The following is a 13,893-nucleotide window of genomic DNA, read 5'->3' as shown; positions in this document are numbered from 1 at the left end:
ATCTGTTGTTAGGCGGCTGCTCGAACCGTTCAGTCGTCGGTTTCACGCTCGAGGACGACTGACCGAAGTCGTCCGAACGCCGATGCGTGTCCGCGCTCGTGCTCGAGGCAAAATCGCGTTAGACCGACCACTGCGACGACCGACACGAGCGCGATCGGAGCGCCTGTCAACACCGCCGCGGTCTGGAGTGTCTGTGCGCTCCCCGTGACCAGCACGGAGACGGCGACGACGCCCTGAAAGAGACCCCAGAAGACGACCGCACCGGTCGTCGGGGCGACCTCGTGTCTGGCCGCGAGGATCGCGACGACGAGCGTCGAGGTGTCTGCCGACGTCGCGATAAAGCAAATGATGAGCGCGAGAAAGAGAAACGTAAGCAACTGGCCGAGCGCCAGCGCCTGGAACAGCGGAAAGCCGGCGACCGCCTCCGAACCGCCGAACGCTTCGACGGCACCGAGGATGTCGGCGCGACCGGACCGCTGGAACTGAATTGCGGTTCCCCCCAGGAGGAGAAACCACGTCATCGTGGCCATCGAGGTCGCGACGAATCCGGTGAGGACGACCGTCCTGATACGTCTTCCCTTCGAGAGTGCGGCGAGAAATAATCCGGCGAAGGGGGCCCACGAGAACCACCACGACCAGTTCCAGACGGTCCAGCCGGCGGCCCACTCGGTGCCGAACTCGACGCTCATCGGCACGAACGTGACGGCGTAGCGCCCGACCGCGGCGGCACCCTGCTCGAGAACGAACCACCGTGGACCGAGAACGAACAGGACGACCGAAACGAGCGCGAAGAGGAGTATCGTGATCGCCGAGAGACGTCGGATGCCGCGGTGGACTCCAGTTCGAGCCGAAATGACGAAAATTGCCGTCAGACCCGTCACGAACAGGACGGATCCGCCGGTCCCGTACGTTACGGCCCACTGATGATCGATCCCCGCGAGAAACTGTTGACTCACGAGCGCGATCGAGGTCGCGATTCCACCGATCGTCGCGAGTACCGCGAGCAAGTCGACGAATCGAGCCCAGACGGAATCGAGTCCCTCGAGGCCGAGAAACGGCGCCAGCGCCGTCGAAACGCGGAGGGGGGCTCCGTGCTGGTAGACGAAGTACGCGATCGGCACGCCGACGACGACGTATGCGCTCCAGGCCGAGAACCCCCAGTGGAACAGGGCGTAGGTCAGTGCGCCAACGACGGCCGCGTCCGATCGGGGTTCGGCCGCCATGGACGGCGGCGGCTCCCGATAGTGAAAGAGGGCTTCCGCAGGCCCCCAGAAGACGATTCCAGCGGCGATTCCCGCGGTGAAAAACATCGTGAAGTACACTGGATACGTGTACCCCGGGGTCGCGTCCGGACCGCCGAGTTTGATGTCGCCCCAGGGGCCGACGAGCAGGTACAGACAGAACACCACGGAGACGAGGATCGGAGCCGCAAACAGCCACCCAAACTCCCGCAAGAGGACGTTCCGAACGACGCTGATCGAGGTGGCCATCGTCGCCGGTGCAAGCAGATACAGTCCGAAAAAGGCCGTAAGCCCGCCCACCGACGTGCCGAAGACGATCGGATCCTGTCCGGCGAAAAACTCCCGTGCCGTATCGAGACGGGAAATTCGACGGACGGTCAGGACGCGGCGTGGATCGTCCGGTTCGTCAGTTTTTTCCCCCTCTTCGGCCTCGAGGGGCAACAGGGAGACGTAGCTCAACCCCGAGCCGAAGAAGACGAGAGACAGGAACAGCCAGACGCGTCCCGAGACGACGTCCCCGACGATCGCCGGAAAGAAAAACGCCGTGACCACGACGGCTCCAGAGAGGGCGAACAGGGGGACGAGCGCGCGTCGGAGAGTCCGCTCTATCCCACCCGTACCGTGGGTAGCCATGACAGACGGTACCACTTCGCCGGTGATAGTAGTTCTGTCGAGGGAGATCCGGATCACCGGTGTCGACGTGCTCCGGGTCAGAGAACCGTGACGGTTATCGCTCGAGGACGGACTCGCCGAGCAGTTTGCCGGCGATCAGCGTCGGACTGACGACGTCGTCCGCCCCGACTGCTTCGAGTTTGTCGGCGTGACGTTGTTCGTTCGCCGCTGCGACGATTCGGACGTCCGGGTTCGCCTGTTTCGCGGCGACGATCGCCAGAACGTCTCGCGCATCGTCTTCGGTTGCGACGACGACACCACGTGCGGCGTCGATGTTGGCGGCCTGGAGCGTCGACGTACTCGCCGGATCGTCGGCGACCACGTCGACGTTCGTTCCGTTCAGAGACGAGGCCGTGTCGGCCTCGGCGGTCACGACGACGACGTCGACGTCGTCGAGCGTCTCTATCATCGCCGCTGCGATCGTGCCGTATCCGAGGACCAGGACGTGATCCTCGTGGAGTGTGAGATCCGGACTCATGGTTCCGACTGCTGCCGCCATTCGCTTTTCGATCGCCGGAACGATGAAGCTCCCGAGGACGGCCGTGAACGCTCCCGTCCCGAGGAGGATAACCGAGAGGGAGAACCACTTGGCCTGTGACGTAACCGGCGTAATGTCCCCGTAGCCGACGGTTGCGATAGTGACGATGACGTAGTAAACCGCGTCCCCCCAGGTGTCGATCGTGACGAACTGATCGCGAATGGCGTACGAGCCCACCGTTCCGTACAACAGGACGCCGACGATCGACGAGAGCGACGCGATCTGTATCGCCGAGAGGTCGAGTCGTCGATCGAACTGGTGTCGGTTTCGAACGAGTAGTGGAAACGTAACCAGTATCAGCAACAGAAGCGGGAGATCCGTCGACTGTAACGTCGCGAGCGGGACGACCGCCGACAGCGGAACGGCGACGATAATACAGTACCAGGCCACCCGTTTCCGTCGGATCAGGCCGAACGTGAGCGCAACCAGTAGGAAGGCAACGACTACTCCAGCGATACTGGCGGATCCCTCGGAAATCGGAAGAACGGGAGCGAGCGGCCCCTCCAGCAGGACGACGTCCCGACTGAGATGTGAGAGACCGGTTACGAATGCGGCGACCGCGACGAGGGCGGTCAGATACACTGCCGGTCTGGCTCCCGTAAACTGCCGCCAGTAGATGAATCTGACGCCGTCCGTGTGGTAAAAAAGCTCCTCGAGGGCGGTTTTCGATCCCGTCTCCGAACTGTCGGTAGCCACCTTCGCCGGTACCACGTGCGAACAGTAAATCTGTGGGGTCGGATGACGTGTTCTGTGAGGTCGGCCGCCATCTGTGGGGTCGGCCGACTCGTCCGAAGTGTTATCGGTGCGACCGGAAGACCCTTCACCGTGGGCGTGGCCGTACGCAACGGGAGAATCGACCCAGTATCGTAATGGCCCGGGAATCGAACTGCTCGAACTGTGGAGGCCGGTTGCGCGGAGACGAGACGGTGTGTCCTCACTGCGAGTTCAACCCTCGAGATTCTGGGTTACGGATCGCAATCGCGGCTCTTATCGGAACGATCGGACTGGTATTCCTGGCGATGGTAACGATCCCGGTCGCACCAGTCGTCGGACCCTATCTGGTCGTCGCCGCGTTCGCATCGCTGGTACTCGCCGGCGTCGTGTTCCTGGTGTCGTTCGTCGTCACCCCATCTCGACTCGAGACGGTTTTCGGATCGAAATAGCCGGGTTCGCACGGGTGACGAGGACGTTGTCGTCTCCGGTTCGCGTACCCGCCTATGGAATCGATCGCTGAACCTCGAGTTACCATCCTGATTCAATAAATACATTGGCAGTTGTTGTCGTTCACAGAAGTATTTGCAAAAGGTCTATCTGATTTATTGCTTTTCCAATAGGATTAACGAGAATATTCTTGAAACGTGGTGAGTGGGGAAACAATGAAGTCTTTGCGCGGAGTTTTCTGTTATCTGTGTGCAATGTGTGTGGTGGTTCCAGCCCTCACGCCAGGCACACGGAGACGTCACAGCCAGCAGCCAAACCACAGCTACCGACACAAACCATGACCGAACGAAAACTCACCGAGCGAACCGACGGAGGATGGAAGTATGGTGGGAGATGACAACCCGTGGAAAGAGCGACTGACGGACGACTGGTTCGAAGCGGACACGGACGTCGAGCCGGGGGATACGAACGTACAGATAGCCGGAATGGACGTCCAGCCACACGTATTTTTCATTTCGATCGGAGTGATCGTCGCGTTTATTCTGGTAACGCTGTTTTACCCGGCTGAGTTCGCTGCAAACGCGCTCGGCGAGACGTTCGCGTCGGCGGAAGGTGCGTTCGAGTGGCTCCAGGGAGGAATCGCCTCGAACTTCGGCTGGTTCTACATTCTGGCGGTCAACCTCTTCATCGTCGTCGTTCTATTCTTCGCGTTCAGCAAGTACGGGAAGATTCGACTCGGCGGTGTCGACGCGGAAAAAGAGTTCAGCGACGTCTCGTGGATCGCGATGCTGTTCAGTGCAGGGATGGGGATCGGCCTCATGTTCTGGAGCGTCGGCGAACCGCTGTTTCACTTCGCCGATCCGCTGCTAGGTGCAGAGGGTGAAACCGCAGCCGGTGCCGAGGTCGGGATGGCGATTACGTACTTCCACTGGGGTTTTCACCCGTGGGCGATCTACGGGCTGGTCGGACTCGGTCTGGCGTTTTTCTCGTTCAACCGCGGGCTTCCCCTTACCTTCCGGTCGGTCTTCTGGCCGGTCCTCGGCGATCGGATATACGGCTGGCCGGGTCACGTCATCGACATCCTGACGATCTTTGCCACGCTGTTCGGCATCGCAACCTCGCTGGGACTGGGCGCCTTACAGATCTCGGCTGGTCTCTCGTTTCTCGGCGACGAGGTCGTCGGGACGACCGTCCCCTCTGGGACGGGCGCACAGGTCGCGATCATCGCGGTCATAACCGCGATCGCACTCCTGTCGGTCGGTGCCGGGCTGGACAAGGGGATTCGCCGACTCAGTAATCTCAACGTGGGGCTCATGTTTGCGTTGCTGTTTACGGTCCTGATCGTCGGCCCGACCGTTTTCGTCCTCGGACTCTTCCCGCAGGCGTTGGGCACCTACCTGACGAACTTTCCCCAGCTGTCGCTGTGGGCGGACAGCTTCGGTGGCGCTCCGTACGAGGGCTGGCTCGACGCCTGGACGGTCTTCTACTGGGGGTGGTGGATCTCGTGGTCGCCGTTCGTTGGACTGTTCATCGCTCGCATCTCACGTGGACGGACGGTTCGGGAGTTCGTCGGCGGCGTCCTGATACTGCCGGCTATCTTCTCGTTTTTCTGGATGGCCGTCTTCGGTGGCACCGCGCTCAACTTCGAGCTGTTCACCGATCAGGGCATCATGGGAACGGTGTTCGACGTCGGCGAAGAAGTCGCCATGTTCGAACTGTTCACCCTGTTGCCGTTTACCATCGTACTCTCAGTTCTGGCTGTGATTCTGGTGACGACGTTCTTCGTGACCTCTTCGGATTCCGGATCGCTGGTCCTCGGTCACCTCTCCTCCGGAGGGAAACACGACGCACCCCGAAACCAGCGAATCGCCTGGGCACTCGCGGAAGGTGTCGTCGCGTCCGTCCTGCTGATCGGGGGCGGTCTCGGCGCGTTACAGACGGCCGCGATCACGGCGGGACTTCCGTTCGCCCTGGTCCTCGTGTTCCTCTGCTACAGCCTCTACCTGGGGTTATCGAAGGAGTACAGGACGCTCGAGTCCGACGAGTTCGCAGAGTGGGTCGACGACATCAAAGACGAACGGGACGTCGTCGTCAGGAAGTCGGGTTCGGGGGTGGTGACCAACATCCAGGAGACGGGCAGGAGGGGAACAGCAGACGACGACTGATACGTTTTACTTTCATTTCAGTCTCTTCCGGAGACCGGCGCCGTGCTGGGCCTCCGCTAAACAGTGGCAGCAATCCGCATGAGACGGATGCTATACCCGACTTTTCGACGGTTCGTAACCGATCGTTTCGCCTCAGTTCACACCTCGTCGTGACGAATGGTCGTAACCGGAACGTTCGAGGTCCGGACGACCTTTTCGGTCGTGCTGCCGACCAGATAGTCGTCGATACCGCTTCGGCCTTGCACACCCATGACGATACACCCCATACCGTTTTCGTCTGCGTATCTGACGATTTCCTGGGCGACGCTACCGGTCTTTATGACTCCCTCGCCGTCGAGGCCCGCGTCCGCGGCAGCGTCGACGACTTCCTCGACGATTTCTGTGCCGTACTCCCGATACTCCTCCATCTCTTCTGGGTCGTGTCCTGCGGCCGTAAAGACGTAGTGGGCTTTGGTTTCGATCACGTAAAGCGCGTGAACGGTCGAATCGAACCCCTTCGCGAGTTCGATGCCGTGATCGACGGCATCCTGTGCGGGGTCGCTCCCGTCTGTCGGGATGAGAATCTTCTCGTACATCCTCGCTCCTCCGTGAGAATATTCGCGGAGCTATTGCAAATAAGTTAGCCTACTCCGATCGGGTTTCTCTGAGGTAAATGGCGACGCTAAGCAGGATAAAACACGTTCCGGCAAGCATGTACTGTCCCCTGACGAAGGCGAAAAACGCGACGATCGCCAGTCCGAACGCGGCGACCAGGCCACCAGTTGCGATCCGGTCTGACATCACACGCGTCGCCGAACGGTGTCCACCGAATTATAGCTACTGGCGTCTCTCGTGGGGTGCAGGTGATCTGACAGTGAAAAAGCTGAAAATCGTCTACAGAGTGGTGTGGCTAGAACAGGCCGGAGACGTTTCCGTCGGAGTCGAGATCCATCCCTGCAGCCGCCGGTTCGCCCGGAAGGCCGGGGAGCGTGAGTACGTCCGCCGTCAGTACAACGAGGAACCCGGCTCCCGCCGAGGGGTAGATTTCGTTTACGTCGAGCGTCCAGTCTTCGGGAACGCCCTTCTTGCTCGCGTCGTCGCTGAGCGAGTGGAACGTCTTCGACATACAGATCGGGACGTCGTCGAAGCCGTGGTCAGTGAGTCGCTCCATGTCGTCCTCGGCGTCGCTGCTGAAGTTGACGCCGTCAGCGCCGTAAATCTCGGTTGCGACGGTTTCGATCTTCTCTTTGATCGGGGCGTCGATGTCGTACAGCGGTTCGTACTCCGATTCGGACTCCGCTGCGTCGACCAGGTTCTCGGCGAGTTCGATTCCGCCCTCGCCGCCCTCACCGAAGACGGTCGACTCCGCGGCACGGATTCCGAGTTCGTCACGGCAGTGATCGAGGACGGCGTCGACCTCCGCGTCGGTGTCGCCGGGGAACCGGTTGAGCGCGACGACGACTGGCACGCCGAACTTCTGCAGGTTGGTGACGTGCTTGTCGAGGTTCTCGAGGCCGCGCTCTACTGCGTCGACGTCTTCCGCTTCGAGTTCGTCGAGGTCGGGTGGCCACATCTCCTGGCCGTGGTACTTGAGCGCCCGCACGGAGGCGACGAGCGTGACCGCGTCGGGTTCCATGTCGCCGAACCGGCAGACGATGTTCATGAACTTCTCGGCTCCCAGGTCGGAGCCGAAGCCGGCCTCGGTGACCAGGTACTCCGAGAGATGAGAGGCGACGTCGTCAGCGATCAACGAGTTGGTTCCGTGGGCGATGTTCGCGAACGGACCGCCGTGGACGAACGCGGGCGTTCCCTCGATGGTCTGGACGACGTTCGGTTTCAGTGCGTCTTTCAACAGGATCGAAGCGGCTCCCGTCGCGCCGATGTCGTCGACCGTGATCGGATCGCCGTCCTCGTCGTAGGCGACGATGATGCGGCCGATACGCGCTTTGAGATCCTCGATGCTGTCGGCCAGACAGAGCACGGCCATCAGTTCCGACGCGGCGGTCAGGATGAACCCGTCTTCCCGTGGGACGCCGGTGACGTCGCCGCCGAGGCCGACGACGGTCTCGCGCAGCGCCCGGTCGTTCATGTCGATCGCACGCGGCCAGTTGACCTGGTTGACCGAGATGTTCAACTCGTTGCCCTGCTTGATGTGGTTGTCGAGCATCGTCGCGATGAGGTTGTGCGCCGACGTGAGGGCGTGGAGGTCTCCGGTAAAGTGGAGGTTGATGTCCTCCATCGGAAGCACCTGCGAGTATCCGCCGCCGGCGGCACCGCCTTTGACTCCGAAGACGGGCCCGAGCGACGGTTCCCGAACCGCGACGAGCGCGTCTTTCCCGATCTGGTTGAACGCCTGTCCGAGCCCGACCGTCGTTACGGTCTTGCCCTCTCCGAGCGGCGTCGGCGTCATGCCGGTGACGAGGACGAGTTTCCCGTCATCGTCTTTTTCTCGTTTGATGCGTTCGATCGCCTCGAGCGTTACTTTGGCTTTCTCCTCGCCCATCAGTTCCAGATCGTCTTCCGAGAGTCCGAACGGTTCGACGACGTCAACGATGGGGTCCGTTTCCACGGACTGTGCGATCTCGTAGTCCGTCTGTGTCGATTCGTCATCCTCGCCAGTTGTTGTCATACGCGGCCATCTTCTCGTGACCGCTGTATAAATGTTGATATACGTTTCCGATCGTAGACACGAGCGGGAAACCGAAGCGGGCGGGGCGACGGGAGCGGCCGAGTCGTTCGGGACGTTCGACTCACATGACCTTTATTGGGTGGCGTGTCAACCTCTGGGTATGGAGTATCACGAGGCGATTAACAGGCTGGAACGACTGCGACGTCTGCGGCCCGAGATGGGGACGGACGCGACCGAAGCGATGCTCGCGGAGATCGGAAATCCCCAGGAAGAACTCGTCGCCGTCCAGATCGCCGGCTCGAACGGGAAAGGCAGCACGGCCCGACTGCTGGATCGAATTCTGCGGGAATCCGGGGCCACCGTCGGCTGTTACACTTCGCCCGACCTGAACGATCGACGCGAACGGATCACGGTAGACGGACGGAAGATCCCGAAGGCGGAGGTCGTCGACTTCGTCGAAGCGATCTGGCCACACGTGATCGAACGGTCCACGGAGAGCAAGGCACCGACGTTCTTCGAGGTACTCACGGCGATGGCCCTCTGGCACTTCGAGCGCGAGGGGGTCGACGTCGCCGTCCTCGAGGTCGGAATCGGCGGTCGGTACGACGCGACGAGCGTCGTCGATCCCGTCGCAGCCGCGGTCACCTCCGTCAGTCTCGAGCACACCGACATCCTCGGATCGACGGTCGCCGAAATCGCACGCGACAAGGCACAGGTTGCCCCCGGCGACGCACCGCTGGTGACCGGCGCGACGGGTGAGGCGCTCTCCGAGATTCGTCGTGAGACCGACGTCGTGACGGTCGGGCCCGCCGGCGAATCCGATTCGGGGACGGCTCGGGCGAGCGGCGACTCGATCGACGCATCCGATTCGGTTCCCGACGTTCGGGTCAAAGAGGGGGGAATGGTGACGAAGACGATGTCTTCGGTTTCGATCGTCGGGCCGGAGTGGGAGATCCGAAGTCGAATACCGCTTCTGGGATCGCACCAGGCCGTCAACGCCGGTATCGCGGCCACCCTCGCGCGACAGGTCGCCGATCCGTCGACCGACGATATCACAGCCGGGATCCGAAACGTCCGCTGGCCCGGTCGGTTCGAACTCGTCGGCGACGAACCGCTTTCGATCCTCGATGGCGCGCACAATCCCGACGCGTGTTCGACCGTCGCGACGCTTCTCGAGCGGTTCGAGTACGACGACCTTCACCTCGTCTTCGGCGCGTTGCGCGAGAAAGACGTCCCCGGAATGTGTCGTGCGCTTCCGGAATCCGACCGGGTCTACCTCGCGTCACCGGACGTCGAGCGCGCCCGGGGGACGGATTCACTCGCAGCGATATTCGACGACCAGACGGATGCGACGATCGATCGCTACGAATCGGTCCTCGTCGCGCTCGACCGGGCGCTTCGGACCGCCGACCCGTCGGACTGCGTCCTCGTAACCGGGTCGCTCTCCGTCGTGGCCGAGGCCCGCGATCGGTGGACGCGGTCGATTCGATCGGTTCGGACCTCGACGCGGGAACAGGCCCGGAGAGTGCTGACCCAGGCGGACGTCCCTGCGGCCAGGCATCGGAACTGCGTCGATCGGATCCCCCGACGAACGGTTCGAGTTCACGTCCGTCACGACGAGGCGGCCGAGTTACGTACGCTGATGGCGTCGCTGGGTGGAACCTGTGCGGTCTCCGGCGTCGAGGCGACGGATCAACACGTCGAGGTGGTGCTCGCAGGGACGATCGCCCAGTTCAAAACGCTCACGGCGCGACTGCGCGGCCGGGCGATCGGCGGCCGGCGACTCGCCGAGCAGTTGACGAACGCGGTCGGTCTCGGAAGCGACGACTCGAGCGGCGAGTATCCCTGGGCCAGCGAAACGGCCGTGATGGGGATTCTGAACGTGACGCCGGATTCGTTCCACGACGGGGGCGAGTACGACGCGGTCGAGGACGCGGTCGTCCGCGCCGAAGAGATGGTGGCTGCGGGGGCGGACGTCATCGACGTCGGCGGCGAGTCGACTCGGCCGGGAGCCGAACCGATCAGCGCCGAAACGGAACGCGAGCGGGTTCTTCCCGTCCTCGATCGTCTCGACGGTCTCGACGCGACGATTTCGATCGATACGCACAAACCGTCGGTCGCCGAGGCCGCGCTCGATGCGGGGGCCGAGATGGTAAACGACGTGACCGGACTCACGGACTCGCGGGTACGGGAGGTGGTCGCCGAGTACGACGTTCCGGCAGTGCTCATGCACAGCCCGTCGGTTCCGGTCGATCCCGATCGCCGGTACGTCTCCCACGACGTCGTCGAGGACGTCCTCGAGACCCTCACCGAACGTATCATCCTCGCCGAGCGCGCGGGAATCGATCGATCCCAGTTGATCGTCGATCCGGGACTCGGCTTTGGCACGACGCCGTCCCAGAGCTTCGAACTGCTCGACCGACTCGCGGAGTTCCGGGCGCTCGGGACACCGCTTATGGTCGGACACTCCCGAAAGTCGATGCTCGAATCCGTGACCCACCCCGAGGGCGACCGGCTCGCTCCGACGATCGCCGCGACGACGCTCGCAGCCGAGCGCGGCGTCGACCTCGTTCGCGTCCACGACGTCGAACCGAACGCTGCGGCCATCGCCACTGCACAGCGAACCGAATTTCGTCGATAGACCACACTCCCCAACGAGTTAGAACGGATTTACGTTGTGGAGTGGGCACCAGGAGTTCCTCGAGGCCGTCCCCCGGCGTGGGGCCAACTCCCTCGAGACTCACTCCGAAAACGTCGCTTCCAACCCTTATACGGCTAAATTCGGCTGCGGATCGACGAACACCGGCCGTCGTGGCCGTTCCTCGACTTTCCTCGATACTGTCAAGTATGCGGTCTTTTAATACTCCGTGCGGTGGTCACTCCCACACGACGATGATACTGTACGCCACCGAACCGAGAGTACGGTCCGACCCGGAGAACGAACGCTCTTCCGGCGGAGGCCAGGAGCGACGATGAGCGAACGCGACCTCCCCTCGAGTGCGGAGACAGTCATCATCGGGGCCGGGATCGTCGGGAACAGTCTCGCCTACCACCTCACTGAGCAGGGCCGAACGGACCTCGTCGTACTGGACAAGGGACCGCTGCCGGACCCCGGCGGGTCGACGGGCCACGCGTCGAACTTCCTCATGCCCGTCGAACACTCGAAGGAGATGACCCACCTGACCCGCCGGAGTATCGAGCAGTACGAGGACATGGACACGTTCACCGAAAGCGGCGGGCTCGAGGTGGCCCGTACGGAAGAGCGCATGGACGAACTCGAGCGACGCGTCCAGTCGGCCAAAGCCTGGGGCGAACCCGGCAGGATGCTCGACGTCGACGAGGTCGAGGAGATGGTCCCCTATCTCAACACGGAGATCATCGAAGGTGGGTTCTACAGCCCGAGTGCCGGGACCTGTGATCCGCTCCGGGCGGGCGAGGTCATGCGTGCTCGAGCGGACCACGCCGCCGACGGCGGACTGACGGTCTCGCCGAACACGACGGTGCTCGACCTCCACGTCGAGGACGGAGCCATCCGGGCCGTCGAGACGGATCGCGGAACCGTTCAGGCTGACGAGGTAGTGATCGCAGCGGGACTGTGGAGCCCAAAGATAGCCGCGATGGCCGGCGTCGAGATCCCGCTGACACCTGCGGTCCACCAGATGGTCAGCGTCGGACCGATCTCGTACTTCGAGGAGTACGAAGGCGAGATCTCGTTTCCCGTCATACGGGATATGGACACGCAGATGTACGAACGCCAGCACGGCAACGACCTCGAGGTCGGCTCCTATCAGCACCGACCGATCCTCTGGGACGTCGACGACGTGCCGTCGATCGAGGAGGCACCGCTCTCGCCGACCCAGCCGCCGCTGACCGACGACGCGTTCGAACAGTCGATGGCGGACGCCCTCGAGATCGTCCCCCAGTTGCTCGACGATCCGGAGGCCGGGGTCCGCCACGAGATCGACGGACTCCTCTCACAGACCCCGGACGGGATGCCGCTACTCGGCCCGCTGCAGGACGTCGAGGGGCTGTGGTCGTGTGCGGCCGTCTGGATCAAGGAAGCGCCGGCGATCGGTGAGGCCGTCGCCCAGTGGATGACGCGTGGCTGGTCCGACATTGACCTCCACGCGTCGAACGTCAACCGTTTTTACGAGTACGGGACCTCCCGAACGTTCGTCGAGAACCGCTCTCGAGAGGGGTTCCAGAAGATCTACGGCATCGTCCATCCGGCCGAACAGTGGCAGAGTTCGCGGCCGCTTCGAACCAGCGCGTTCTACGACCGGCAAGAGGACCTCGACGCGCAGTTTTTCGAGGCCGCCGGCTGGGAGCGTCCACAGTGGTTCGAGTCGAACCGGGATCTGCTCACGGAGTACAACACCGAACTTGCAGGGCTTACGCGCCCCAACGAGTGGGATTCGCGCTGGTGGTCGCCGATCATCCTCGCCGAACACTGTCACATGCGCGACAACGTCGCCATGATCGGCGACATGGGTTTTGGCATCTTCGACTTCGTCGGATCCGACGTTCCCGAATATATGGAACGGATGGCCGTCGGTCGAACCGACGTCGACGTCGGCAAAACGGTTTATACACCGATTCTCGCGGAGAACGGCGGTTTCGTCTCCGATCTGACGATCGCACGTCTCGGCCCCGAACGGTACCGGGTGATAACCGGCGGTGCGGCGGCCGGCTCCGATCGTGCATGGTTCACACGCCACATTCCGGATACCGGGAACGTGAGTCTGATCGACCGATCCGAGTCGCTCTGTACGCTCGGCATCTGGGGGCCCGACGCCCGCGACGTGATCGCCGACGTCGCCGAAGAAGACGTGTCCGACGAGGCGTTCCCGCCGTACACGGCCCAGGATTTAACCGTCGGCGAAGTCGACGCCTGGGCGATGCGTCTCTCCTACGTGGGCGAACTCGGGTGGGAGGTCTACGCGCCGATGGGACAGGGACGACGGCTCTGGGATACCATCGCCGAGGCTGGCGAGGAGTACGACATTCGACCCGTCGGAATGGGCGTCTACGGAACGACCGGTCGGATGGAGAAGGGGTATCGCCTCTACGGTCACGAACTCGAACTCGAGTACACGCCCGCGGAAGCCGGTCTGACGTTCCACGGCGTCAAAGACGCGGACTTCGTCGGCAAGGACGCGTACGCGGACGCGATCGAAGAGGAGAACGCGGCCACGTTGTGTACGCTCTCGGTCGTCGATCACCTGTCGGCAGACGGCGAGCGGCGATTCATGCTGGGTAACGAGCCGATACTGGACGAAGAGGGCGACGTGATCGTCGACGGCGAGGGTCGCGAATCGTACGTGACGAGCGCGGGGACCGGACCGACCGTCGGCAAGCACCTCCTCATGGCGTACCTCCCGCCGGAGTACGCCGAGGAAGGGCAGGATCTCCACGTCGAGTACATGGGCGAACGGTATCCGGTAACCGTCGAGGTCGTTGGGAGCAGACCGCTGTTCGACCCCGAGAACGAACGAATCCGCGGCTAAC

At 62.7% G+C, this 13,893-nt stretch carries 9 protein-coding genes; 4 read left to right on the top strand and 5 right to left on the bottom strand.

Annotated elements, in window-relative coordinates:
• Nucleotides 1–29 precede the first annotated feature (29 nt).
• Both EA473_RS04130 and EA473_RS04125 read right to left on the bottom strand, forming a co-directional pair.
• Nucleotides 30–1,874 carry a BCCT family transporter gene (locus tag EA473_RS04130; RefSeq protein ID WP_124194399.1) on the bottom strand — a complete coding sequence of 615 codons (1,845 nt, stop codon included), beginning with the start codon at nt 1,872–1,874 and terminating at the stop codon, nt 30–32.
• A 94-nt stretch (nt 1,875–1,968) separates the two neighbouring features.
• Complete coding sequence (locus EA473_RS04125) at nt 1,969–3,147, bottom strand: NAD-binding protein (protein WP_124194398.1); 1,179 nt, start codon at nt 3,145–3,147, stop codon at nt 1,969–1,971.
• Between the two features lie 323 nt (nt 3,148–3,470).
• On the opposite strand from EA473_RS04125, the gene EA473_RS22155 reads away from it, so the two are divergent.
• Together EA473_RS22155 and EA473_RS04120 are read left to right on the top strand one after the other, a co-directional pair.
• Nucleotides 3,471–3,614 (top strand): hypothetical protein, encoded by a 144-nt coding sequence (locus tag EA473_RS22155; protein WP_165875198.1) that lies wholly within the window; start codon nt 3,471–3,473, stop codon nt 3,612–3,614.
• A 381-nt stretch (nt 3,615–3,995) separates the two neighbouring features.
• Nucleotides 3,996–5,777 carry a BCCT family transporter gene (locus EA473_RS04120; RefSeq protein ID WP_124194397.1) on the top strand — a complete coding sequence of 594 codons (1,782 nt, stop codon included), beginning with the start codon at nt 3,996–3,998 and terminating at the stop codon, nt 5,775–5,777.
• A gap of 137 nt (nt 5,778–5,914) precedes the next feature.
• Here EA473_RS04120 and EA473_RS04115 read toward each other — a convergent pair whose 3' ends face one another.
• From EA473_RS04115 to EA473_RS04110, 3 genes are all read right to left on the bottom strand, one after another.
• Entirely contained in the window at nt 5,915–6,352 is a 438-nt protein-coding gene (locus EA473_RS04115; RefSeq protein WP_124194396.1) for a universal stress protein, read from the bottom strand.
• Nucleotides 6,353–6,401: 49 nt separating this feature from the next.
• The gene (locus EA473_RS22150; RefSeq protein WP_165875197.1) at nt 6,402–6,557 is read right to left on the bottom strand and encodes a hypothetical protein; all 156 of its coding nucleotides are present in this window, start codon (nt 6,555–6,557) and stop codon (nt 6,402–6,404) included.
• A 109-nt stretch (nt 6,558–6,666) separates the two neighbouring features.
• Entirely contained in the window at nt 6,667–8,385 is a 1,719-nt protein-coding gene (locus EA473_RS04110) for a formate--tetrahydrofolate ligase (RefSeq protein WP_124194395.1), read from the bottom strand.
• Nucleotides 8,386–8,545: 160 nt separating this feature from the next.
• Between EA473_RS04110 and folP the strand changes: the two genes are divergently transcribed.
• Together folP and EA473_RS04100 are read left to right on the top strand one after the other, a co-directional pair.
• Nucleotides 8,546–11,026 (top strand): dihydropteroate synthase, encoded by a 2,481-nt coding sequence (gene folP, locus EA473_RS04105; protein WP_124194394.1) that lies wholly within the window; start codon nt 8,546–8,548, stop codon nt 11,024–11,026.
• Nucleotides 11,027–11,357: 331 nt separating this feature from the next.
• Nucleotides 11,358–13,892 carry a GcvT family protein gene (locus EA473_RS04100; protein WP_124194393.1) on the top strand — a complete coding sequence of 845 codons (2,535 nt, stop codon included), beginning with the start codon at nt 11,358–11,360 and terminating at the stop codon, nt 13,890–13,892.
• Nucleotide 13,893 lies beyond the last annotated feature (1 nt).

The organism is Natrarchaeobius chitinivorans (assembly GCF_003841505.1).
GTDB lineage: Archaea > Halobacteriota > Halobacteria > Halobacteriales > Natrialbaceae > Natrarchaeobius > Natrarchaeobius chitinivorans.
This window is presented reverse-complemented; position numbering and strand designations above follow the sequence as displayed.

What these genes read in the sequence shown, in the direction of transcription:
- EA473_RS22155 (WP_165875198.1), top strand. Translation starts at nt 3,471, where the DNA reads ATGGTAACGATCCCGGTCGCACCAGTCGTCGGACCCTATCTGGTCGTC.
- EA473_RS04115 (WP_124194396.1), bottom strand. Translation starts at nt 6,352, where the DNA reads ATGTACGAGAAGATTCTCATCCCGACAGACGGGAGCGACCCCGCACAG.
- EA473_RS22150 (WP_165875197.1), bottom strand. Translation starts at nt 6,557, where the DNA reads ATGTCAGACCGGATCGCAACTGGTGGCCTGGTCGCCGCGTTCGGACTG.
- EA473_RS04110 (WP_124194395.1), bottom strand. Translation starts at nt 8,385, where the DNA reads ATGACAACAACTGGCGAGGATGACGAATCGACACAGACGGACTACGAG.
- EA473_RS04120 (WP_124194397.1), top strand. Translation starts at nt 3,996, where the DNA reads ATGGTGGGAGATGACAACCCGTGGAAAGAGCGACTGACGGACGACTGG.
- folP (WP_124194394.1), top strand. Translation starts at nt 8,546, where the DNA reads ATGGAGTATCACGAGGCGATTAACAGGCTGGAACGACTGCGACGTCTG.
- EA473_RS04130 (WP_124194399.1), bottom strand. Translation starts at nt 1,874, where the DNA reads ATGGCTACCCACGGTACGGGTGGGATAGAGCGGACTCTCCGACGCGCG.
- EA473_RS04100 (WP_124194393.1), top strand. Translation starts at nt 11,358, where the DNA reads ATGAGCGAACGCGACCTCCCCTCGAGTGCGGAGACAGTCATCATCGGG.